20 protein-coding genes, 3 tRNA genes and 1 pseudogene are annotated in these 23,359 nt (G+C 41.5%); 7 read left to right on the top strand and 17 right to left on the bottom strand.

Features of this window, described 5'->3' with window-relative positions; genetic code table 11:
• The 3 genes and pseudogenes from ACTG7L_RS05620 to orn all read right to left on the bottom strand — a co-directional run.
• A pseudogene (locus tag ACTG7L_RS05620) lies at positions 1-79 on the bottom strand (transposase-like zinc-binding domain-containing protein); the annotation flags it as partial.
• A 157-nt stretch (positions 80-236) separates the two neighbouring features.
• Positions 237-312 (bottom strand) — tRNA-Gly (locus ACTG7L_RS05615).
• A gap of 97 nt (positions 313-409) precedes the next feature.
• Positions 410-958: an oligoribonuclease gene (orn, locus tag ACTG7L_RS05610; RefSeq protein ID WP_439327765.1), complete on the bottom strand. Its 549-nt coding sequence runs from the start codon at positions 956-958 to the stop codon at positions 410-412.
• Positions 959-1,053: 95 nt separating this feature from the next.
• Between orn and rsgA the strand changes: the two genes are divergently transcribed.
• On the top strand, positions 1,054-2,112 hold the full coding sequence (rsgA, locus tag ACTG7L_RS05605; protein WP_439327764.1) for a small ribosomal subunit biogenesis GTPase RsgA: 1,059 nt from the start codon (positions 1,054-1,056) through the stop codon (positions 2,110-2,112).
• Here rsgA and argA read toward each other — a convergent pair.
• From argA to potA, 5 genes are all read right to left on the bottom strand, one after another.
• A complete protein-coding gene (argA, locus tag ACTG7L_RS05600) occupies positions 2,104-3,414 on the bottom strand; it encodes an amino-acid N-acetyltransferase (RefSeq protein ID WP_439327763.1) in 1,311 nt (436 codons plus the stop codon). The genes rsgA and argA overlap by 9 nt on opposite strands.
• Before the next feature lie 184 nt (positions 3,415-3,598).
• Entirely contained in the window at positions 3,599-4,702 is a 1,104-nt protein-coding gene (locus tag ACTG7L_RS05595) for an extracellular solute-binding protein (RefSeq protein ID WP_439241920.1), read from the bottom strand.
• A 162-nt stretch (positions 4,703-4,864) separates the two neighbouring features.
• Positions 4,865-5,635 (bottom strand): spermidine/putrescine ABC transporter permease PotC, encoded by a 771-nt coding sequence (gene potC / locus ACTG7L_RS05590; protein ID WP_386692969.1) that lies wholly within the window; start codon positions 5,633-5,635, stop codon positions 4,865-4,867.
• Positions 5,635-6,495, bottom strand: a complete 861-nt coding sequence (potB, locus tag ACTG7L_RS05585; protein WP_439327762.1) for a spermidine/putrescine ABC transporter permease PotB — start codon at positions 6,493-6,495, stop codon at positions 5,635-5,637. Before potB ends, potC begins: the two co-directional genes overlap by 1 nt.
• The gene (gene potA / locus ACTG7L_RS05580) at positions 6,476-7,597 is read right to left on the bottom strand and encodes a spermidine/putrescine ABC transporter ATP-binding protein PotA (protein ID WP_439241947.1); all 1,122 of its coding nucleotides are present in this window, start codon (positions 7,595-7,597) and stop codon (positions 6,476-6,478) included. Before potA ends, potB begins: the two co-directional genes overlap by 20 nt.
• A 309-nt stretch (positions 7,598-7,906) precedes the next feature.
• Here potA and pepT point away from each other — a divergent pair, with 309 nt between their 5' ends.
• Positions 7,907-9,151, top strand: coding sequence for a peptidase T (gene pepT / locus ACTG7L_RS05575; protein WP_439327761.1), 1,245 nt, complete (start codon positions 7,907-7,909; stop codon positions 9,149-9,151).
• Between the two features lie 65 nt (positions 9,152-9,216).
• Here the strand turns inward: pepT and ACTG7L_RS05570 are convergent.
• The 5 genes from ACTG7L_RS05570 to parE all read right to left on the bottom strand — a co-directional run bounded on the left by ACTG7L_RS05570 (position 9,217) and on the right by parE (position 14,535).
• A tRNA-Leu gene (locus ACTG7L_RS05570) sits at positions 9,217-9,303 on the bottom strand.
• Between the two features lie 34 nt (positions 9,304-9,337).
• Positions 9,338-9,413 (bottom strand) — tRNA-Gly (locus ACTG7L_RS05565).
• 159 nt (positions 9,414-9,572) lie between these two features.
• A complete protein-coding gene (gene pgsA, locus ACTG7L_RS05560) occupies positions 9,573-10,133 on the bottom strand; it encodes a CDP-diacylglycerol--glycerol-3-phosphate 3-phosphatidyltransferase (protein ID WP_439257843.1) in 561 nt (186 codons plus the stop codon).
• A 111-nt stretch (positions 10,134-10,244) separates the two neighbouring features.
• Entirely contained in the window at positions 10,245-12,503 is a 2,259-nt protein-coding gene (gene parC / locus ACTG7L_RS05555) for a DNA topoisomerase IV subunit A (RefSeq protein ID WP_439327760.1), read from the bottom strand.
• Between the two features lie 106 nt (positions 12,504-12,609).
• Positions 12,610-14,535 carry a DNA topoisomerase IV subunit B gene (gene parE, locus ACTG7L_RS05550; protein ID WP_439327759.1) on the bottom strand — a complete coding sequence of 642 codons (1,926 nt, stop codon included), beginning with the start codon at positions 14,533-14,535 and terminating at the stop codon, positions 12,610-12,612.
• 385 nt (positions 14,536-14,920) lie between these two features.
• Here parE and ACTG7L_RS05545 point away from each other — a divergent pair, with 385 nt between their 5' ends.
• The gene (locus ACTG7L_RS05545) at positions 14,921-15,391 is read left to right on the top strand and encodes a hypothetical protein (protein WP_439327758.1); all 471 of its coding nucleotides are present in this window, start codon (positions 14,921-14,923) and stop codon (positions 15,389-15,391) included.
• 497 nt (positions 15,392-15,888) lie between these two features.
• Positions 15,889-16,068, top strand: coding sequence for a hypothetical protein (locus ACTG7L_RS05540; protein WP_439327757.1), 180 nt, complete (start codon positions 15,889-15,891; stop codon positions 16,066-16,068).
• Here ACTG7L_RS05540 and gntR read toward each other — a convergent pair.
• Complete coding sequence (gntR, locus tag ACTG7L_RS05535) at positions 16,028-17,029, bottom strand: gluconate operon transcriptional repressor GntR (RefSeq protein WP_439327756.1); 1,002 nt, start codon at positions 17,027-17,029, stop codon at positions 16,028-16,030. The two genes, ACTG7L_RS05540 and gntR, sit on opposite strands and share 41 nt — an antisense overlap.
• Before the next feature lie 109 nt (positions 17,030-17,138).
• Here gntR and selD point away from each other — a divergent pair, with 109 nt between their 5' ends.
• Positions 17,139-18,188: a selenide, water dikinase SelD gene (gene selD / locus ACTG7L_RS05530; protein ID WP_439327755.1), complete on the top strand. Its 1,050-nt coding sequence runs from the start codon at positions 17,139-17,141 to the stop codon at positions 18,186-18,188.
• Positions 18,189-18,330: 142 nt separating this feature from the next.
• Here the strand turns inward: selD and dxs are convergent, their stop codons facing one another.
• From dxs to xseB, 3 genes are read right to left on the bottom strand one after another with little or no spacing between them, the layout of a single operon-like run.
• The gene (gene dxs / locus ACTG7L_RS05525) at positions 18,331-20,202 is read right to left on the bottom strand and encodes a 1-deoxy-D-xylulose-5-phosphate synthase (protein WP_439327754.1); all 1,872 of its coding nucleotides are present in this window, start codon (positions 20,200-20,202) and stop codon (positions 18,331-18,333) included.
• 44 nt (positions 20,203-20,246) lie between these two features.
• On the bottom strand, positions 20,247-21,143 hold the full coding sequence (gene ispA / locus ACTG7L_RS05520; protein ID WP_439327753.1) for a (2E,6E)-farnesyl diphosphate synthase: 897 nt from the start codon (positions 21,141-21,143) through the stop codon (positions 20,247-20,249).
• On the bottom strand, positions 21,124-21,393 hold the full coding sequence (xseB, locus tag ACTG7L_RS05515; protein ID WP_439327752.1) for an exodeoxyribonuclease VII small subunit: 270 nt from the start codon (positions 21,391-21,393) through the stop codon (positions 21,124-21,126). Before xseB ends, ispA begins: the two co-directional genes overlap by 20 nt.
• A gap of 112 nt (positions 21,394-21,505) precedes the next feature.
• On the opposite strand from xseB, the gene thiI reads away from it, so the two are divergent.
• Both thiI and ACTG7L_RS05505 read left to right on the top strand, forming a co-directional pair.
• Positions 21,506-22,954, top strand: coding sequence for a tRNA uracil 4-sulfurtransferase ThiI (thiI, locus tag ACTG7L_RS05510; protein ID WP_439327751.1), 1,449 nt, complete (start codon positions 21,506-21,508; stop codon positions 22,952-22,954).
• Between the two features lie 65 nt (positions 22,955-23,019).
• Positions 23,020-23,355: a type II toxin-antitoxin system RelE/ParE family toxin gene (locus ACTG7L_RS05505; protein WP_439327750.1), complete on the top strand. Its 336-nt coding sequence runs from the start codon at positions 23,020-23,022 to the stop codon at positions 23,353-23,355.
• Positions 23,356-23,359 lie beyond the last annotated feature (4 nt).

Below are 23,359 nucleotides of genomic sequence, written 5' to 3'. Positions count from 1 at the left end.
AAGTTTTATGACAAGTACTACATTTATAGCGTTGAATATTGTTTTGAGTGCCATATTTCTGAATTGATGAATTTTGGCAAAAAGGACAGTTTTTTGTTCATATTTCAAAAAATTAGGTTAAAGCCAATTACTATAAGGCTTTAACCTGTTTTTTTACCAACTATTTTGTCTACTATGCCAATTTCGGATACGAAATCCGATATGAAAAAAGGACGCTCAAAGCGTCCTTTAAAATTTGGAGCGGGAAACGAGGCTCGAACTCGCGACCCCGACCTTGGCAAGGTCGTGCTCTACCAACTGAGCTATTCCCGCAGAGCGACATTTAATATGTCGTAAACAGAGCCTATTATACGAAGATTTTGATTGTTCGCAAGCAAAAATTTTTATTTTCTGTTTGTTTGTAGAAATTCTAAGCTAATTTAATAAAATTTTCACGATAATAAGCGAGTTCTTTAATACTTTCCCGAATATCATCTAAGGCTAAATGGGTGTTTTCTTTTTTAAATCCCTCTAACACTTCAGGTTTCCAACGGCGAGCCAGTTCTTTTAATGTGCTGACATCTAAATAACGATAGTGGAAATAATCGGCTAAATCGGGCATATATTTAAATAAAAAGCGTTTATCTTGTGCCACGCTATTGCCACAAATAGGGGATTGGCCTTTCGGTACCCATTTTTTTAAGAAATCGAGGGTTTGTAATTCGGCCGCGCGTTCAGTGAGCTTGCTGGTTTTGACGCGTTCAATTAAGCCATTTTCTGTATGGGTTTTCACACACCAATCACTCATTTTGGCTAATAATTCATCAGATTGTTTAACCGCTAATACAGGCCCTTCGGCAAGGATATTTAAGTTTTTATCTGTGACAATGGTGGCGATTTCAATAATTCGTTCTTTTTCGGGATCTAATCCTGTCATTTCGAGATCGATCCAAATGAGATTTTCTTTATCTTGTGGCATAATATCAAGTATCCTATATTGAATTTGTGCTATTGTAGCAAAATTCACAATTATAAAATAGATAGAAAAATCACCGCACTTTTAAGGAAATCTCATTGGCAAAGCAAAAACTCACCCAAAACCAAAAACGGCGTATTCATCGTAATAATGCAAAAGCCTTAGATCGCCATCAACGCCAACAGAAAAAACAAATAGATTGGCAAGATGATATGCTCGGGGATACGCAAGATGGCGTGGTGGTAACACGTTATTCTATGCACGCGGATGTGGAAGATGAACAAGGCCATATTTTCCGTTGTAATTTACGCCGCACGTTGGCGAGCGTGGTGGTGGGGGATCGGGTCATTTGGCGTAAAGGGCTGGCGCAATTACAAGGGATTAGTGGCGTGATTGAAGCGGTGCAACCCCGTCAAAATGAACTGGCTCGCCCTGATTATTATGATGGGTTAAAAGTCATGGCCGCCAATATTGATCGCATTATTATTGTGTCTGCCGTGTTGCCAACCCTATCATTGAATATTATTGACCGTTATTTAGTGATTTGCGAAACGGCGAATATTCCAGCAGTGATTGTGTTAAATAAAGTGGATTTGCTTTCTGAGCAGGCACTGGCGGAAGCAGAACAACAGCTAAAAATTTACCAAGATATTGGCTATCAAACTCTGATGATTTCCGCCCAAACGGGCAAAAATATGCAAAAATTAACCGCACTTTTAGCTTCTGGCACCTCTATTTTTGTCGGGCAATCGGGGGTCGGGAAATCCAGTCTGGTCAATCAAATCATGCCTGATGTCAATGCGACAACTAATGCGGTGAGTGAGAATTCCGGCTTAGGGCAACATACCACCACATCATCACGTTTATATCATTTGCCACAAGGGGGGAATCTGATTGATAGCCCGGGTATTCGAGAATTTGGTTTATGGCATTTAGAACCCGAGCAAATTACGCGGGGTTATCGTGAATTTCAATATTTTCTCGGCACGTGCAAATTCCGTGATTGTAAGCATTTAGACGATCCGCAATGTGCCTTACGAGAAGCTGTTGAACAAGGCAAAATTCACCCCGTGCGGTTTGAAAATTACCACCGTTTGATATTAAGCCGTGATGAAACGAAATCACAACGGCATTTTGTGGGCGAGTTATCAAGCTAAATCCTGAATCAAAATCTTAGATCGGCGTTGATAATTATAATGTTCTCGTTTTTCCTGTGGCAGATCTTCTACATTGGCGACGCTAAATCCGCGTTCTTGAAACCAATGAACGGTTCGGGTGGTGAGAACAAATAATTTTTCAATGCCGACATTTTTGGCGCGTTTTTGAATGGCGTCTAACAGAATATCACCACGCGAGGAGTTACGATAATCGGGGTGAACCGCGACACAAGCCATTTCAGCCATTTTTTCCTGCGGGTAAACATTTAATGCGGCACAAGCGATAATGACACCATCTCGGTCAATAATCGTATATTTTTCAATATCCATTTCTAATTGTTCACGAGAGCGTTTGACTAAAATACCTTGTTGTTCTAAGGGTTGAATCAGTTCTAATAAACTTGGAATATCACGAATGGTTGCCAAGCGAATATCTTCGGCATTTTCCATTGAAAGCTGTGTTCCCACACCGTCACGGGTAAATAATTCTTGCAATAATGAACCATCTTCTTCATAACTTAATAGATGCGAACGTTTAACCCCTGCACGGCAAACATCAATGGCCGCTTGTAGAAAGCGAGCTTGGGAACTGTGATAAAGATCGTTGTGAATAAATTTTTGCAGATATTCCACCGCATTTTGTGGCAATAAATCCGAAATGGTTTGTTTTTGTGGGTCTAAAATCCCTTGTGTGGCACTAAAGCCAATCAGTTTTTCGGCTTTAATTTTAATCGCAACCTGTGTCGCAATTTCTTCAAAAGGCAGATTAAAACTTTCCCCCGTCACGGAGGGGGCAATCGGGCCAATTAACACGATTGCGTCACGATCTAACTGTTGTTGAATATTTTCCACTTCAATACGGCGGAGCTTGCCACTTAATAAATAATCGACACCGTCGTCCACGCCAATGGGTTGCGCCAAAATAAAGTTACTGCTGACCACATTGAGCAAAGGCGAATGGGGAAGGCGCATTGACAGTCTTGAAGTAATATCATAATTCAGTTTTCCTACCGCTTGCTTGACCAAATCAAGGGTTTTTTGATCGGTAATGCGAATATTTTTATGATATTGTGGTGTAATCTGGTGCTGCAAAAGCAATTCATTAATTTGCACTCTCGCACCAAACACAATGATTAATTTGATCCCTAAACTGTGTAATAAACGAATATCGCTGATAATATTAATAAAATTTGTACTCGCAATCGTATCACCATCAAGCATAATCACAAAAGTTTTGCCACGGTGCATATTGACATAAGGGGTAGATTGACGAAACCATTGGACTAATTCGGAGCTGTGCATAATATCTTCCTTTGGGGTGTTTTATATATTTATTCATTTATTGTGAATATATATTCATTTTAATCCCTATGCAAGCAAAATTATGTGAATGAGAGAAATTTATTTTATGTTTGGGTTTGTTTGAGATAAACAAAAAGCGCGGTGAAAATCACCGCACTTTTTTAAGTTATCAAATTCCGCAATATTATTTTGCTGCTTTTAGCTCTTGATAATATTTTTCATATAATTCAACCGCTTCGCCCACATCATCTTGCCAGTAAGACTTTTGCAAGACGTCAGCCGTTGGGTAGATGGCTGGATCGTTGGTGATCTCTGCGGGTAATTTCGCTTTTGCTTTTAAGTTGGAAGTTGGATAACCAATTTCTAAAGTTAATTGCTCAGACACTTTTTCACTTAACATATAGTTAATTAATTTGTGTGCGGCGTCTGGGTGTTTTGCATTAGCGGGAATCGCTAAGGTATCAACCCATAATACCGGCCCTTCTTTCGGGAAAACCATGTCAATGGTATCTGGTGATTCTTTTTTCGCAATGCGTACAGAACCGTTCCATAATTGACCTAATTCAACTTCGCCAGAAATAAACGAGTTCGCAGGGTTGTCTGAATTGAAAGAAAGTACGTTTGGACGCAATTTCAATAATTCTTCGTAAGCGGCTTTGATTTCATCTGGGTTGGTGGTATTTGGATTTTTACCTAATTTCACTAAGGCAATATTAAACACTTCACGCGCGTCATCTAATAATTGCACTTTACCGGCAAATTCAGGTTTCCATAAGTCACCCCAAGAAGTGAAATCAGATCCTTTGTAGGTTTTGACGTTATAGGCAATACCCGGCGCACCTAATAATTGTGGTAAAGAGTATTTGTTACCCTTGTCGTAGTCTTTGTCTAACCAATCCGGATCGAGTTCTGCAATCACTGGCAATTTGCTGTGATCTAACTCTTTTAACATTCCTTCACGTGCCATTTTAGACACGAAATAGTTTGACGGCGCAATCACGTCGTAACCGTCAGCCCCCGCACCTTGTAATTTCACTTTGGCATACATGGTTTCGTTAGATTCAAGGCTTGATACGTTGACTTTGATACCGGTTTCTTTGGTAAATTCGTCTAATAAACCATCTGGTACATATTCCGTCCAAGTATAAAGATTGACCACTTTATCTTCACTTGCTGCGGGGGTGGCCGCTGGGGCTGCAGAAGTTTCCGTTTTGGTTTCTTTATCGTTACAACCAGTCAAAGCAACAGCGACTAAGCTAACTGCGAAAAGACCTGCTAATTTTTTCATTTAAGATTTTCTCCGTTGAGAGTAAGTAAGAGTATCCGCTTTTTATTTTTTCAAATAGAAAGTCATAAAAAAACGCCTGACTTTGGGCTAGGGACTAGCTTCGGGTCGGGCGCTATTTTATGTTGAAACGTTGGTTTTGTCTAGGCTTTATCTAGGTTTTGCCTATATTTTCTCTTTCTTATTAATCAACTGACCGATCACCACTAATAACAAGGAAAGTACAATCATGATCGTGGCGAGGGCATTCACTTCAGGGGTGACCCCTGTTTTAACCAAGGAATAGATTTTCAATGGTAAAATTTCATAGCTTGCACCGCTGACGAAAGAAGACACCACGACATCATCTAAAGATAAGGTGAAACTAAGTAGCCAACCTGAAATAATCGCAGGTAGTGCGAGAGGTAAAATAATTTTACGCAAAATCGTCACTTCACTGGCGCCTAAGTCACGAGCCGCCTCAAGCATACGCAAGTCAAAGCCTTTTAAGCGAGAGAACACGCTGACCACCACATAAGGCAAACAGAAGGTGATATGGGCGAGTAATAGCGACCAGAAACCTAAGGAAATGCCCACAATCATAAACAAGGCCAATAAAGACACCGCCATCACGATATCGGGGGACATCATGACCACAAACAACATACCGCTGACCGCTTGTTTTCCACGGAATTTATAACGGTATAAAGCAATGGCCGTTAAGCTACCGATAATGGTGGCCAAAGTCGCACCCACAAAGGCAATGACGACCGAGTGAATTGCCGCTTGAATTAGCGTATCATTGTTAAACAAACGCTCATACCAGTTCCAAGTAAACCCTTTCCAACTTAACCCATAACGGTCACCGTTGAACGAGTTACCCACTAAAATCACGATGGGGATATACAAATAGGCATATACCACCAACATAAAACCACTACGTAGGATACGACCCATTATTCTAGCTCCACTTTCTTATTCAGTAATTTATTCGCTTTATAATAAACGAAAATTAATAACGCCATTAAAATGGTTAAGCCAATACTAATCGCCGAACCAAATGGCCAGTTACGAGAAATCAAGAATTCGCTCTTAATCACGTTACCCACTAATAAGACTTTTGCTCCGCCTAATAAGTCTGCTACATAGAACATCCCCATGGCAGGCAGTAATACCAGTAAGCAACCAGAGACAATCCCCGGCATGGTCAATGGAATAATGATTTTTACAAAACGTTGGAATCCATTGGCACCTAAATCTTTGGCCGCCTCTAATAGGCGAAGATCTAATTTTTCAATGGCCGAGTAGAGTGGCAAAATCATAAAAGGTAACAGCAAATAAACTAAGCCAATAATCACCGCAATTTCGGTATTTAAAATCCGAATCGGTTCGTTAATAATCCCAATGGATAATAACAAGCTGTTTAAAATGCCTTTTACCCCAAGAAACACTTTCATGCCGTAAATACGAATTAATGAGTTGGTCCAAAATGGCAACACCAACAGGAACATCAACAGTGGTCGGTATTTCTCCTTGATTTTTGTCATGATAAAGGCGAACGGGTAGCCGATCACCAAACATAAAATCGTGGCAATGCCTGACATATACAAGGAATTCCACACCACGGTGCCATATAACGGCTCGAATAGTCGAGTGTAGTTTTCAAAGGTAAACGGCAACGCATAGAAATTACTGGCATCTTTGCTTAAAAAACTCACCAAAAAGACAAGAAAGTTCGGTGCAAAAACAAAGAAAATCAGCCACGCAAAAATAATGCCGACCGTAACCTTTTGGAATTTATTGGTGATCATTTTCATCGTTTAATACCACTTCCCATTTTTCAATCCAAGTCACCGCCACTTTTTGATCTAAGGAGTGATCGATATTCGGGTCGTCCTCATTAAAGAACTCACTGACCAGCACCATTTTGCCGTTATGTTCTAATTCAACGGTGGATTCCAAGGTCATGCCCTTGTAGTTACGTTCACGAATGTAACCGATAATGGCACTGGATTGTTCATTTTCATCCAATTCTTCAAGCAACACATCTTCAGGGCGTAACAATACCTTGAGTTTTTGCCCCTCATGCACTTCTTGATCCACATAAATATCACAAATGCGACCTTCTACATTGGCTTTCACCCGTTTTTCATCCACACGGTGTAACACGGTAGCGTCAAAAATATTGATTTCGCCAATAAATTTCGCCACGAATAAATTACGCGGTTCTTCGTAAATTTCTCGTGGTGAACCGTCTTGTTCAATATTGCCTTTTCTTAACACAATAATGCGATCAGACATGGTTAAGGCTTCTTCCTGATCGTGGGTCACGAAAATAAAGGTAATGCCTAATTGACGTTGTAAAGATTTTAATTCATTCTGCATTTGCTTACGCAACTTGTAATCCAATGCAGACAAGGATTCGTCTAATAATAAGACTTTCGGTTTATTCACCACCGCACGGGCAATGGCGATACGTTGTTGTTGACCACCTGAAAGTTGGCTTGGCTTGCGTTCTGCCATGTCTTCTAATTGCACCATACGCAAGGCGTCCAGTACACGGGGCTTAATTTCTGCTTCAGGGACTTTTTGCATACGCAATCCAAAGGCCACGTTTTCAAAAATGGTCATGTGTGGAAAGAGCGCATAACTTTGGAACACGGTATTGACATGGCGTTGTTCGGCGGGAATATGGGTCACATCTTCACCGTCAATAATAATTTGACCGCCATTGACTTCTTCAAAGCCCGCAATTAAGCGTAAAACCGTGGTTTTACCACAGCCTGAAGGGCCTAGAATCGTGATAAATTCACCGTTATTAATGGTGAGATTGAAATCTTGGATAATGGTGTTATCACCATAGGATTTTGTAAGAGAACGTAACTCAACAATGGGTTTTGGCGTTTCTTCCAAAACGATAGGGTTAGTCGTTTTTTCCACTAGCTTTGGTTTTCTCCCTGAAAAACTAATATGGATTAGTTAAATAGAACCACAACACTCACTTAAACGCATAAGCAAGCACCGAATTTTATAAGCCCTTATGATATAGCGATTGGGGCATAATGAAAAGGAAATAATGCCTTTTTTCGCCAATTTTTTTCAGTGGTTACCCAATAAATGCCTAAAAATTGATATAGATAAAACTTCGTGCATAAATTTGTGAAAAAAATTGCGTATTGAATGGGGTTTTTGCATAATCAAAACAGAAAAATATTAAGGGAGAAAACCATGTCAACAGCAGAATATCATCATGATTTATTGGAGCGTTTTTTAAACTATGTGTCATTTGATACCCAAGCTAAAATCGGCGCAAAATACTCGCCAAGTTCACTGGGTCAACTGAAATTAGCCAAATATTTGGCGCAAGAACTACAAGCCTTGGGATTGCAAGATATTCAACTTTCTGAACATGGGATTTTAACCGCTTATTTGCCAAGCAATGTGACCAACGCACCCACTATCGGCTTATTGGCGCATTTAGATACGTCGCCCGATTGCAGTGGTAAAAATGTCAAACCCGAAGTGATTGTCAATTATCGTGGCGGTGATGTGGCGTTAGGCCTTGGTGAACAATTTATTAGCCCTGTCATGTTTCCGTTTATGCACAAATTAGTGGGCAAAACCTTGATTGTGACGGATGGCACCACATTGCTTGGCGCAGACAACAAGGCGGGAATTGCCGAAATTATGACCGCACTTTTTCGCTTAAAACACAGCAATCAGCCTTATTGCAATGTTCGTGTGGCATTTACCCCTGATGAAGAAATCAGTTTAGGTATGCAATTTTTTGCGTTGGACAAATTCCCTTGTGATTGGGCTTATACCATTGATGGTGGCGCTGTCGGGGAATTGGAATACGAAAATTTTAATGCGGCCAGTGCGACAATTTGTCTTTCTGGTCGCAACATTCATCCGGGTTATGCCAAAGATAAAATGGTCAATGCGTTAACCTTGGCTTGTGAGTTTCAACAATTATTGCCCGCTGACGAGGTGCCAGAAAAAACGGCGGATAAACAAGGTTTTTTCCATTTAAATCGATTTGTGGGGGATGTCAACGGGGTAGAATTACATTACTTAATTCGAGATTTTGATAATGCACATTTTGAACAACGTAAAGCCTTGCTTGTGTCATTGGTGAACCAACTCAACCAACAAAAACAGCTTTCGCCACCGATTCAAGTGACGATCCAAGACAGTTATAAAAATATGTATAACTGCGTGAGTAAAGTACCAAAATCCATTGAATTAGCCGATTTAGCTATGCGAGAGTGCGGAATTAAACCTCATCATAAACCGATTCGTGGTGGCACTGACGGTGCATGGTTGGCCGAACAAGGATTAGCTTGTCCGAATATTTTTACCGGTGGTTATAATTTCCACAGTATTCACGAACTGATTACCCTTGAGGGCATGGAAAGTGCCGTACAGGTGATTTTAAAAATCTTGGAATTAGCTACCGATAGAGATGAATAGCGGGGGAACGGCATAAAAAAAGACAGGCTTAAGCTGTCGTTATATTGCTTTTATGTTGCTTTAAATGGTGCCCGAGGCCAGACTTGAACTGGCACGCCCCGAAAGGCGAGGGATTTTAAATCCCTTGCGTCTACCGATTCCGCCACTCGGGCTAAACGCATTTCCTAACTTTCATTAGGTTTAAATTGGAGCGGGAAACGAGGCTCGAACTCGCGACCCCGACCTTGGCAAGGTCGTGCTCTACCAACTGAGCTATTCCCGCTTTGTTTTCGGCTGATGGCTTTCAACGGTTTTGCATTTTACGGATTTTATAACCCGAGTCAAATGTTATTTTAAATAATAAATTCAAATGGTTAAATTTAAATCGATTTTGTATTCTTTTGTAAACAAGATCACGAAATAAATTAATTATGCCTCTAAATTATTCATTATTATGGTCTTGCAAAAGTGGCTCTTTTGCTGCATGTAAATATTGCAGCATAGACCAAATCGTTAAAATGGCGGCCACATAGAGTAAGGCAATGGCAGCGTATTCCATAAGGCTGTTATAACGCCATAACAACCCCCCCAATGCTAACATTTGCGCCGTAGTTTTAACTTTGCCAATCCAAGACACCGCCACTTTAGCTCGACTGCCTACTTCGGCCATCCATTCACGCAAGGCGGATACGATAATTTCTCGGGAAATCACCACAATAGCCGGAATGGTAATCCAAAAGGCATGATAATATTCCACAATTAAAATTAAGGCAGCAGAAACAATCACTTTATCCGCCACAGGATCTAAAAAGGCGCCAAAACGGGTAGTTTGTTTCCATTTGCGTGCTAAATAGCCATCAAATAAATCGGTGATAGAGGCCACAAAAAAGATCGCCGTGGTCACAATATTTGTCCATTCAGCGGGTAAATAGAACGCAATAATAAAGAATGGGATCAGAATCACCCGAAAAATAGTTAATATGGTTGGAAAATTGAGTTTCATTGGTCTAAACATGGCGTAAGAATAATGCCTTATTCTAAAACAAATTTATCGGTTTTGAAAATAAAAATAGGAGAAAATTTCCCCTATTTTGTGTTTATATCGTTCTTTGCGCTATTCCGCCGGCTCAATCACGTCTATTTCTACGCCACTATGCAAGCCTCGTGGTAAACTGGAGCCTTTTCTGCCTCGTTCGGCACGGAATTTTTGCAAATCTTCTGGTTTCAGCGTGATTTTGCGTTTACCTGAATGGAACACCAAACTGGCGTTTTCGGAAATCAGCAATAATTTCACTAAACTGTCTTTGCCCGCTTTCAAATCTGCACCAGAAATGGTGATGATTTTGTTTCCTTTTCCTTTCGCAAGGGTTGGCAAATCTGCCACAGGGAAAATGAGCATGCGTCCGGCTTGGGTTAAGGCCACCAAAAGTGCGGTGTTTTTTTGCAAAATTTTGGTCGGTAACACGTTGGCATTTTCAGGCAAACTAATGACCGCTTTACCGGCTTTGTTGCGAGCAACTAAATCCTCAAATTGACAGATAAAACCATAGCCTGAACTGGATGACATTAACAAGGCTTGATCGGTATTTTCCATTAAGACTTGCGTTACATTTGCGCCTGTTGGTAAGGTTAATTTACCAGTTAACGGTTCGCCTTGTGAGCGAGCGGACGGTAAACTCAATGGATCAAGTGCATAGCTCCGTCCTGTGCTGTCGATAAACACCGCCGGCTGATTGCTTTTACCTTGTGCATGGTCAAGATATTTGTCCCCCGCTTTATAACTTAACCCTGTCACATCAATCTCATGACCTTTAGCACAACGCACCCAACCTTGTCCTGATAAAATTACGGTAACAGCTTCAGCAGGTAACATTTCGCTTTCAGAAATGGCTTTGGCCTCAGCTCGTTCAATTAATGGTGAACGGCGTGGGCTGGCGTAGGTTTTAGCGTCTTGCTGAATTTCTTTTTTGATTAAGGTATTTAAACGGCGTTCAGAACCCAGTAACAATTCTAACTGTTCACGTTCTTCTGCGAGTTTATCTTGTTCCGCTTGTAATTCTTGTTCTTCTAATTTGGCTAAATGACGTAAACGCAAGTTCAAAATGGCTTCCGCTTGTTCATCACTCAAATTAAAGCGAGCTATTAATTCCGCTTTAGGTTCATCTTCGTGGCGAATAATCTCAATCACTTCATCAATATTTAAGTAAGCGATCATCAAACCGGCTAAAATATGCAAACGAGCTAAAATTTTATCCAAACGGTGTTGTAAACGACGGGTAACCGTTGTACGACGGAATTGCAACCATTCCGTGAGGATTTGCACTAATCCTTTCACCGCCGGTTTATGATCCAGTCCGATCATATTCATATTCACTCGATAAGATTTTTCCAAATCCGTGGTGGCAAATAAATGTGCCATCACCGCATCTACATCCACACGGTTAGAACGAGGCACAAGCACGATTCGTACGGGATTATCTTGATCCGCCTCATCCCGCATATCTTCCAGCATAGGCAATTTCTTGCTATTCATTTGATCGGCAATTTGGGCTTGAATTTTGGTCGGTGATGATTGATGTGGTACAGCGGTAATAATAATTTCACCGTCCTCTTTTTTCCACGCCGCCCGCATTTTGATTGAACCACGCCCTTGTTCATAGATTTTACGAATATCCGCTTTGGGCGTAATAATTTCGGCCTCTGTTGGAAAATCAGGGCCTTGCACGACGGTTAAGAGATCGTCAAGGGTGGCTTTAGGATTATCCAATAACATCACGCAAGCGTCGGCAATTTCATTGATATTATGGGGGGGAATATCTGTTGCCATACCCACCGCAATACCTGTTGTGCCATTGAGCAAAATATGCGGTAGGCGAGCAGGTAAATATTGCGGTTCTTGCAGGGTGCCGTCAAAATTCGGTTGATAATCTACCGTACCTTGCCCTAATTCACCGAGCAACATTTCGGAAATTTTGGATAAACGGGATTCCGTATAACGCATAGCCGCAAAGGATTTCGGATCGTCCGCCGCCCCCCAGTTGCCTTGTCCGTCTACTAAAGGATAGCGATAAGAAAAGGGTTGTGCCATTAACACCATGGCCTCATAACAGGCACTGTCGCCGTGCGGATGGAATTTACCCAACACATCCCCCACGGTGCGAGCAGATTTTTTATATTTCGCACTGGCGTTTAAGCCGAGTTCCGACATGGAATAAATAATCCGTCGTTGTACCGGTTTTAGACCGTCGCCGATAAAAGGCAAAGCACGATCCATAATCACATACATGGAATAATTTAAATAGGCACTTTCAGTGAAAGTTCGCAGTGGCATTTGTTCAATGCCCTCGTAATTGATATTGTTATTTTCAGTCATATTTTGTTCCCGTTCCCTCTCCCTTGGGGAGAGGGCTAGGGTGAGGGTAAAATTACGTAATAACCCTCACCCCAACCCTCTCCCAGAGGGAGAGGGGGTTATAATTTTATACGGTTAAATCCACCTGATCGCCCTTGGCTTGCAACCAGTTTTTGCGATCATCCGCTCGTTTTTTATTGAGTAACATATCCATTAATTCAAAGGTATCATTCGGTAAAACATCTTCTTTTTCCACCGCACTTTCATCATCTTCTTTGTAGGTTAACTGCACTAAACGGCGGGTATTCGGATCCATGGTGGTTTCTCGCAACTGGCTCGGGTTCATTTCACCTAACCCTTTGAAACGCTGAACATTCAGTTGACCACGTTTTCCTTTTAGTCGATCCAAAATAGCGTCTTTTTCACTTTCGTCTAAGGCGTAATAGACTTCTTTACCCAAGTCAATACGATATAACGGTGGCATAGCCACAAACACATGTCCCTCTTGCACTAATTTTGGGAAATGGCGTAAAAACAACGCACAAAGTAGAGTAGCAATATGCAAGCCGTCGCTGTCCGCATCCGCTAAAATGCACACCTTGCCATAACGCAACTGGCTTAAGTCGTCACTGTCGGGATCAATCCCCAATGCCACCGCAATATTATGTACTTCTTCCGAACCTAACACCTGATCGGAGGCCACTTCCCACGTATTTAAAATTTTACCACGCAACGGCAAAATGGCTTGATAATCCCGATTACGAGCCTGTTTGGCTGAACCGCCTGCAGAGTCCCCCTCCACCAAAAATAGCTCCGTGCGATCTAAATCCTGTTGTGAACAATCCGCTAATTTCCCCGGTAACGCAGGGCCTGAGGTGAGTTTTTTACGCACCACTTTTTTCGCCGCATTCAGCCGTTTTTGTGCCGAACTGATCGCCATTTCCGCCAAGGCTTTGGCTTGTTCTACATTGTTATTGAGCCAAAGACTGAACGCATCTTTCACTACGCCACTAATAAACACCGCACTTTGGCGAGAAGAGAGCCGTTCTTTGGTTTGTCCTGAAAATTGTGGATCGTGCATTTTCAGTGACAACACATAAGCACAGCGATCCCACAAATCATCTGCGGTGAGTTTGACATTGCGTGGCAACAGATTATGAAATTCGCAAAATTCACGCATGGCGTCTAATAAGCCTTGTCGCAAGCCATTAACGTGCGTTCCGCCCAAAATCGTCGGGATCAAATTCACATAGCTTTCGCCTAGTAACTCGCCTCCCTCTGGCAACCACAACAACGCCCACGCTACCGCCTCCGAATTGCCTTTAAACTCGCCCACAAAAGGCGTTTCAGGCAATGCCGTAAAGCCATTGACCGCCTCGCTTAAATAATCGGACAGCCCGTCTTGATAAAGCCAAGTATCTTCCGTGCCGTTGACCTTATCAATAAATTTGATTTCCAATCCCGAACAGAGTACTGCTTTGGCTCGCAATAAATGTCGCAAGCGAGAAACGGAGAATTTATCGCTGTCAAAATATTTCGGATTCGGTTTAAAATGCACCGTTGTCCCTGTATTACGACGACCGCAACTGCCTGTCACGGTTAAGTTTTCCACTTTCTCACCATTGGCAAAAGCGATATGATGGACTTCGCCATTGCGTTTAATGGTCACATCCACCCGTTCCGACAGGGCATTCACCACCGAAATCCCCACGCCGTGCAAACCGCCTGAAAATTCATAATTCTTATTGGAAAATTTACCGCCAGCATGCAGTTTGGTTAAAATCACTTCCACCCCTGACATTTTTTCGGTCGGGTGCATATCCACAGGCATACCCCGCCCATTGTCGGTGACTTCAAGGGATTGATCTTTGTGTAAAATCACTTCAATTTTCGTGGCGTAACCCGCTAAAGCCTCGTCCACACTATTATCAATCACTTCTTGCCCTAAATGGTTCGGGCGAGTGGTATCGGTGTACATCCCCGGGCGAACTTGCACAGGTTCTAAGCCTTTGAGTACCTGAATGTTTATAGAATCGTATTGTTTTTCGGTCATAGTGTTATCTTTATTATTGCCCCGCACTGGCGTATGGGGCTAAGCATATTGTCAATGCTCTGCATTTATTATAAGCAGATGCGGAGCATCAAGACTATTTGCAACCCTGTACGCTTGTAGGGTAGAGAGTGGGTCATTCTATAGATTATAATTTACCATTTCCCAATAGACAAGTATTGGTATCATCAGGAAATCTATACCAATGTAGAAAATTCAGTAATTTCCTTCCGTAGTTTTTAGAATCAAGATCACAAAAATGAAGATGGAGAACGTACCGACTTACCAAATTTTGCAAGGAGTATACTCCTTTTGGTTGTTATTGACATAACAACCAAACTCTTCTGCTAAATAAAATATTAAACTTAAACACACAAGGATCAAAATAATGAAACCAATAGTGAAAATAAGTATATTGTCATTGAGCATATTATCAGCAGCCTGTGAAAGTGGATATAGCGTCCTTTATGATAGTTTTCCCCAATCGGCTAAACTGATTTGCAATGGACAAGATCAAGGTTATACGCCACGTTATTTATCTTATAGCACAAAAGATAAAGTTCATTCCGATGGTTATTTAAAAACTTGGTCGTGTTATGCCCTTTGGACAAGTGGTGCAAGAGCAAAATATCAAAATTATTTTTCCAATGTATATATTAGACAATACCCTGACGGTGTGGAATTAACCGCACAAAGACCGCAAAACTACCCAAATTTTGCCGTAGATATGCAAACGGATAATATGCGAAAAAATGCACCAGATCATACGCCAACACCAAACTTCTGGCCAACATATCAAGCACCGAGAACGACCTATTGCAATAGATATGGCACTCAAGTGCTTTGTAACACTTATTAGAACAGAGATTGAAGTATGTATAAAGTTGCTTTTTTCCTTAGAACGCAAGCAAAACCTAATTTCTTCAGAAATATTGTGTTGGATTGTTTAAATGCTGATTACGACAGCTATGTTTTATGTAGTGCATTTTTGAAAGGCTAAAGAGAGAGGGAATCAAGAAAGTGATGCTGTGTTTTGGGATTCTAATAATATTACCTCTGATACCATAATTAAGTCGGTTTTAGAAACATTACCTGATGAGTTAAAATCATTTATATATATCAGACTATAATTCTGAGTATCTTTCACAAGATATTTCTTGTCAGGAAAAATTGGAAAATTTAGAGCTATTAATGAAATCTAATTCTATTAAATTGTAATATTCTTTACTGTAGCTGTGGATAACCTATTGGGTTTCGGTGTCTATTATACTTTGTTTTTTTGTATACAAGGGGCGAATACATAGATTTTCCCCTACAGTATCAGTACAAAAGTTGAACATAATCTAAGGAAATAAGATGATGATTAAAGAGAAAAATTACAATGAATTTGTGAATGAATGTATCTGCAAAGGTCGGGAAGAAAAACAAATTGGGCTGGGTTTTACTTTAGAACAAGCAAAAGCCAGTTCTAAACAAGTGATTAAGAAAACCAAGGTTACACCGTTTCCCCCAAATGAATCTCATAACCCAAATTAATAATACGGCTTTGTTGAGGCAGTCCGTTAATGCGATTGAGTAATTCTTGAGCGGCGACTTTGCCGATGTCCAATCTTGGCGTGATGACCGTAGCAAGTTGAGGTGTGAGCGATTGACCCACATCGTGTCCGTGAAAGCCTGCAATGGCGATCTGTTCGGGAACCTGAATCCCTAAGCGTTGACATTCAAATAATGCCCCAATGGCTAAGTCATCATTGGTGCAAAAAATCCCGTTGATTTCAGGGTGCTGCTTTAAGGCTTGTTGTAAATATTCTGCTCCGAGTGTAAAGGATGATGGCTGTTGTGAACCCACGGTAATCGGGGTTAAATGGTGTTTTTTCATGGCTTTTTCATAGCCTTGCTGTTTTAACAAGGTGCGTTTATCTTGGCGAGAGGAAAAATACACAATATGTTGATAACCACGCAAAATCATGGTTTCAACCATTGCCTGTGCCGCCGAAATATTGTCAAACCCCACCACTTGCTGAATCCCCAGCTCCGTAGTGTCCATAATCTCAATCACAGGAATATTGGCAATTTCCAGCATTTTTAAGGTGCGTTTACTGTGCAGATTTTCTGCTAAAATCAAGCCGTCCACATTATAAGACAGTAAACTTTCAATGCGTTGTTGTTCTTTCTGTTGGCTATAACCGTAGTGAGCGAGCATCGTTTGATAACTCGCTTGATCGGTGACAATTTCAATGCCCTTCAACACATCGGCAAACACGGCATTGGTTAAAGATGGCAACAATACCCCAATCGCCCGACTTTTGGCATTGGAAAGCATATCAGGGGCTTTGTTCGGAATATAACCAAATTGTTCAATGGCAATAGCAATACGTTCACGAGTTTCCGCTGCCACCGTATCAGGATTTCGCAAATAACGGCTAATGGTCATTTTGGTAATACCAAGATGATTGGCAATATCTTGTAGGGTAGGGCGTTTTTTCTTGGTTTGCATAGTCAAATAAAGCGAAATAGGCAAATTTTAGGGTTAATTTTTACTATAATACAACTAAATCGGCAAAATTACAGTATAATGACCGATTATTTATCACAAAGGATTCAACATGACCACAGAACCTGTGCGACTCACGCAATACAGCCACGGCGCCGGTTGAGGCTGTAAGATTTCGCCTAAGGATTTAGGGACAATTTTACAATCGCAACTGGCGCAATTTGTCGATCCCCATTTATTGGTGGGCAATGATACGGCAGATGATGCGGCGGTGTATGATATTGGCAATGGTGTTGGGATTATCAGCACCACGGACTTTTTCATGCCGATTGTAGACGATGCCTTTGATTTTGGACGGATTGCGGCGACTAATGCGATCAGCGATATTTATGCCATGGGCGGTAAGCCTATAATGGCGATTGCGATTTTAGGCTTTCCGACAAAAGTCTTACCCGTTGAAATTGCGCAGAAAATTGTTGACGGTGGGCGTTGGGCTTGTCATCAAGCGGGGATTGCTTTAGCCGGTGGTCATTCCATTGATGCGCCAGAACCGATTTTTGGTTTGGCGGTCACAGGCATTATTGACACTGAAAAAGTGAAGAAAAATGCCTCGGCAACAGCAGGCTGTCAGCTGTATTTAACCAAACCGTTGGGGATTGGGATTCTGACTACGGCGGAGAAAAAAGGCAAGTTGCAGGCACAGCATAAAGGACTTGCCACGGCGACCATGACGAAATTGAATAATATCGGGGCGGAATTTTCAAAAATTGACGGGGTAAAAGCCATGACGGATGTGACAGGGTTTGGCTTACTCGGGCATTTGTTGGAAATGTGCGAGGGGGCGGATTTGAGTGCGGAAGTGCAATTTAATCAGATCAAAACCCTTGACGGCGTATTGGATTATATTGCCCAAGGTTGTGTACCAGGTGGCACCGAACGTAATTTTATCAGTTATGGACATAAAATCTCAGTATTAACCGAGGTGCAAAAAGCGATTTTATGTGATCCTCAGACTTCAGGCGGATTATTAATTGCTGTTGAACCGCAAGCGCAGCAACAGGTACTTGATATTGCGCAACAAGCGGGAATTGAATTAATTTCAGTGGGGCAATTAATGGAAAATACGGAGAAAAGTGCGGTGAAAATTCAGGTAATTTCTTAACCCGATAAAAGAAAAAAACCGCTATCGAAAAGGGATAGCGGTGGATCTTTAAAATAAAGAATTTTGAAAAAAACGACTGCGATATAAAGGATCATCAAGATATGCAGTGCACTAGCAATTACTCAGACTAGGCAAATTAAAATTAGTTCAGATTTTTTTCATTTTTTTGTAAAAAAGCCTGAATTTGTTTTTCAATTCCGTCTGCATCCAATCCAATTTCCGCCAACATTTCTTGTTGTGTCCCTTGTGCAATGAATTTATCGGGTAAGCCTAGCTGTAAAACTGCGGTGTTTTTTTGCAACGTATTTAATATTTCTGTTACGCCAGTACCCGCCCCGCCTAAAATAGCATTTTCTTCTAAGGTCACAATGACATCATGCGTTTCTGCAACATGGCGAATGCAGTCTATGTCTAAAGGTTTCACAAAACGCATATCTATTACGCTTGCATTGATTTTTTCCGCCACGGCAAGAGCATTGGGTAACAAGGTACCGAAATTTAAAATCGCAATTTTTTCACCGCACTTAATGGTTTTGGCTTTACCAATGTCTAAGGCTTGTAAAGGTTCAAGATCGACCCCAATGGCATTGCCACGGGGATAACGCACGGCAGCAGGTTGGCCACAATGTAAGCCAGTGTAAAGCATTTGGCGACATTCATTTTCATCACTTGGCGTCATAATCACCATATTCGGAATGCAGCGCATAAAACTTAAATCAAATGCCCCTTGGTGCGTTTGTCCGTCTGCACCCACAATGCCTGCGCGGTCAATGGCGAATAACACCGGTAAATTCTGGATCGCCACATCATGAATTAACTGATCGTAAGCACGTTGCAAGAAAGTCGAGTAAATGGCCACCACAGGTTTATAGCCACCTATCGCCAAGCCAGCCGCAAAAGTGACAGCATGTTGTTCAGCAATGGCCACATCAAAATATTGCTCAGGAAAACGTTCCGAAAAGGCGACCATACCTGACCCCTCACGCATGGCAGGGGTAATCCCAACCACTTTTGGATCTTGTTCTGCCATTTCGCATAACCAATCTCCAAAGATTTTGGAATAGGTGGGTTTGCTGTTCGATTTGGGTAATTCATAACAGTTCGGATCGAATTTTGGCACGCCATGATAACCGATAGGATCTTTTTCCGCCGGTGCATAGCCTTTGCCTTTTTTGGTGCGAACATGCAAAAATTGAGGGCCTTTGAGTTCACGCATATTGCTGAGGGTCGCCACCAGATCTTCAATATTATGGCCATCAATCGGGCCGATATAATTAAAACCGAGCTCTTCAAATAGCGTGCTTTCTGGCGAGAACACCACGCCTTTCATATGTTCTTCGGTTTTCTTCATAAAGTTTTTAATGGTCGGCACTTTATCCAGAATTTTTTTGCTGCTATCTCGCACCGTCGAATACATGGAACCCGAAAAAATCCGTGCTAAATGATTGTTTAATGCCCCCACGTTTTGGGAAATAGACATTTCGTTATCATTTAAAATCACCAACATGTCCGTATGCACCGCTCCCGCATGATTTAAGGCCTCAAAGGCCATACCTGCGGTAATCGCACCATCTCCAATCACACAAACCGTCTTGCGTCCTGCGTTTTCTTTTTCTGCGGCAATAGCGATACCTAAACCAGCGCTGATCGAGGTGGACGAATGGCCGACGCTCAACACATCAAACTCGCTTTCTTCACGCCATGGGAACGGGTGCAAGCCGTCTTTTTGTCGAATGGTTGACATTTTATCACGGCGACCAGTGAGGATTTTATGTGGATAGGCTTGATGCCCGACGTCCCAAATCAGTTGATCGAACGGGGTTTTATACACATAATGCAGTGCAACAGTTAATTCCACGCAACCCAATCCGGAGGCTAAATGACCGCTACTTTGGCTCACACTTTCGAGCAAATATTGGCGAAGTTCATCACAAACTTGAGGCAATTTTTCTTTGCTAAGCGAACGCAAATCGTCAGGCGAATTAATATGTGAGAGTAGGTTGTAATCAGTCATAGGCCGTTGGTTTAAGATTAAATATAAAAGTTGCGTGTATTCTACTAGCTTTTTCGATTTACTACAAATTCCGCTAAAGATCGAAGTGCCGACGTATCAAATGGGATTTCTTGCAAATTTTGCACCGCAGTTTGGTAGAGTTCTTGCGCTTTTTGTTTTGCGCCGTCTAGCCCGAGTAATTTTGGGTAAGTGCTTTTATCTAAATCGACATCCGATCCCACGGGTTTGCCGATTTCAGCCTGATCGCCCACAATATCCAAAATATCATCTTGCACCTGAAACGCTAAACCAATGGCGTTAGAATAATTATCCAAGTGTTGCGCCAATTTTTGATTGCCAAATTCAGGCGAACAAATAAAGCCCATGGTGACTGCCGCAGATAACAACGCCCCTGTTTTATTGCGGTGAATGGTTTCTAATTCGCTGAGTGACACCTGTTTATGTTCTGCCAATAAATCCAAACTTTGCCCCAAACACATGCCTTGCACGCCTGACGCTCGGCTTAACACTTGCACTAACGCAAGTTTTTGTTCTCCTGAAAGTGCGGTGTTTTTGGTGAGAATGTCAAAGGCAAAGGCTTGCAGGGCGTCGCCCGCTAAAATCGCTGTGGCGTGGTCAAAAGCAATATGACAAGTCGGCTGTCCACGGCGGAGATCGTCATTATCCATGGCCGGCAAATCATCATGAATCAGCGAATAAGCATGAATACATTCCAACGCCGCCGCCGCATAATCCAACTGTTCAAGATTAGCTCCCAACATCCGCCCCGTGGCATATACCAAAAACGGACGAATCCGCTTGCCACCGAGCAATAAGCCGTATTTCATTGCCTCCGCCAAGGGAGAAGAATGGCATTCAATGTCGTCAAATTGCGCCAGCATAAAAGCGTTAATGCGTTGCTGAATTTTGCTTAAATCCTGTTTAAAATTGTAGGTCGTCATCTTGCTGCCCTTGATGATAGTCGTTCAATTCTGCGGTGGCATTTTTTTGCAATAAGATTTGAATACGTTGCTCCGCCTGTTGCAAACGTTGTTGCCCTAACTTGGCTAAATTTACCCCATTTTCAAAGGTTTTTAACGCCTCTTCTAAGGGCAAATCGCCACTTTCTAACTGATTGACCACTTGTTCTAATTGGGTTAGTGTACTTTCAAAATCTAATTCGGTTTCGGTTTCTTTCGGTTTGCGTGCCATGTGTTGTTCCTGTATCGGGCGATTATGAATGGGGGTATTCTACTTGATTTTTCCCGAATATAAAAATTTCCTGTATAATGCCGTCAAATTTTTATTCAATAGAGTTATTTAAATGAAATTTATCATCAAACTTTTCCCTGAAATCATGATTAAAAGCGACAGTGTTCGCAAGCGGTTTATTAAGATTTTAACCAACAATATTCGCCAAGTATTAAGTAAACATGACGACACCTTGGCAGTCGTTCGACATTGGGATTTTATTGAAGTGCGGTCAAAAAACGAAGAATTTCGACCGCAGTTAATTGAATTGATTGGGCGTATTCCGGGGATTCATCATTTTCTTGAAGTGGAAGAAAAACCATTTACCGATCTACACAATATTTTTGAGCAAACCCTTGAACAAGTGGGTGACAGCCTGAATGGCAAAACCTTTTGTGTGCGAGCTAAACGCCGTGGACAACATCCGTTTAGTTCCTTGGAAATTGAGCGTTATGTGGGCGGTGGGTTAAATCAGCATATTGAAACCGCCCGAGTGAAATTGAAAAATCCTGATGTGACGGTACGTATTGAAGTAGAAAATGATAAATTAATTTTTATTAAACAACGCTTTGAGGGGATTGGTGGTTATCCGATTGGGACACAAGAAGATGTGCTTTCCTTGATTTCGGGTGGCTTTGACTCAGGCGTGTCCAGTTATATGCTGATTCGTCGTGGTAGCCGTGTGCATTATTGTTTCTTTAACCTTGGCGGAGCCGCACATGAAATCGGTGTGAAACAAATGGCATATCATATTTGGAGTCGTTACAGCAGCTCGCACAAAGTACGGTTTATTGCGATTAATTTTGAAAATGTTGTTGGCGAAATTTTAGAAAAAGTCGACAACGGGCAAATGGGCGTGGTGTTAAAACGCATGATGGTGCGTGCCGCCAGTCGTGTCGCTGAACGTTTTGCTATTGAGGCTATTGTGACGGGCGAAGCCTTGGGGCAGGTGTCGAGCCAAACCCTGACCAATTTACGCTTAATTGACGAAGCCAGTTCTGCCTTGGTATTGCGACCGCTGATTACCCACGATAAAGAACAAATTATTGCGATGGCAAAACACATCGGCACAGACGATATTGCTAAATCCATGCCTGAATTTTGTGGGGTAATTTCCAAAAATCCAACGGTAAAAGCCGTGCGAGAAAAAATTGAAACAGAAGAACAGAATTTTGATTTCAATGTCTTAGAAACTGCGGTGCAAAATGCCCAATATTTGGATATTCGTCAAATTGCCGAACAAACGGAAAAAGAAGTCATTTCCGTGGATACCGTTTCTGTGTTGGGCGAAAATGATGTGATTTTGGATATTCGTAGTCCTGAAGAAACCGATGAAAAACCGCTAACACTGGACGGCAAAACCGTACATATCATGCCATTTTACAAACTCAGTTCTCAATTTGGCAATTTAGATCAAGGTAAAAATTATGTCTTGTATTGTGAACGGGGAGTAATGAGCAAGTTGCAAGCCTTGTATTTGAAAGAGCAAGGGTTTGGGAATGTTAAGGTGTTTGGGCGTTGATTTTGGGTTGTAAACTATACGCAAAAGGAGTATGATTTTACATGGATAAGCTGTACAAGGATAGCATGAGACTAACATTTATTGAATTAATGCCTTTTGAAGAATATCGTAAAGAGTTCTTGACCGATGAAGAATTTCGATTATTTCAAAATGAATTAATGGAGAATCCAGAAAAAGGTGAGTTAATTCAAGGATTAGGCGGATTAAGAAAAATACGCATTGCCGATAGCTTACGTCATAAAGGGAAACGGGGTGGAGCAAGAGTAATTTACTATTATTTTATTGCTAAAAATCGTATTTATTTTGTTACGGCATATGGAAAAAATAAACAAACTGATTTAACTCAAGAGCAAAAACAAAACTTAAAATTTGTTGCTGAACGAATTAAAACATTATTATAAGTAA

The organism is Lonepinella sp. BR2357 (genome assembly GCF_051851525.1).
Classification (GTDB): Bacteria; Pseudomonadota; Gammaproteobacteria; order Enterobacterales; family Pasteurellaceae; genus Lonepinella.
The sequence above is the reverse complement of the archived record's forward strand: the minus strand, read 5'-3'. Positions and strand labels throughout refer to the sequence as shown.